General features: G+C 46.4%; 1 protein-coding gene. It reads left to right on the forward strand.

Annotation, left to right across the window (positions count from 1 at the left end; genetic code table 11):
- The first annotated feature begins 191 nt into the window (after positions 1-191).
- Complete coding sequence (locus ACLHZ1_RS20595) at positions 192-419, forward strand: helix-turn-helix domain-containing protein (protein ID WP_427263538.1); 228 nt, start codon at positions 192-194, stop codon at positions 417-419.
- Positions 420-504 lie beyond the last annotated feature (85 nt).

The following is a 504-nucleotide window of genomic DNA, read 5'->3' on the forward strand; positions in this document are numbered from 1 at the left end:
CTGGTCTGACGGCGCTTACTGCTGAATTCACTGTCGGCGAAGGTAAGTTGATGACTCATGATGAACCCTGTTCCATGGCTCCAGATGACAAACATGATCTCATATCAGGGACTTGTTCGCACCTTCCTTAGAGTATTAGCTGTTGCTGTATAACGTAGCTTGCGTTTACTTGACCGTAGGATCCCCTATTTATGATGAAAATAAACAGCCAACATATTGATGAAATTGCAGCCCTGCTAGCCGTGGCTGCTAACGGAACTTTTGCCGCGGCTGGAAAAGCAATTGGACGACATCCCACCATTATTTCTAAACGTATTGCGTCATTAGAGACCCGCCTGGGTGTTCGTCTGGTTGAACGCACGACACGCCAAGTTCACCTAAGGAAGGTGCGAATAAGCGGGGAAATTCTTCTCGGCTGACTCAGTCATTTCATTTTTTCAGTTTGAGCCGATTTTTTCTCCCGTAAATGCCTTGAATCAGCCTATTTAGACCGTTTCTTCGCCA

The organism is Aeromonas sobria (genome assembly GCF_050266975.1).
GTDB classification, from domain to species: domain Bacteria; phylum Pseudomonadota; class Gammaproteobacteria; order Enterobacterales; family Aeromonadaceae; genus Aeromonas; species Aeromonas sobria_B.

What these genes read in the sequence shown, in the direction of transcription:
- ACLHZ1_RS20595 (WP_427263538.1), top strand. Translation starts at nt 192, where the DNA reads ATGATGAAAATAAACAGCCAACATATTGATGAAATTGCAGCCCTGCTA.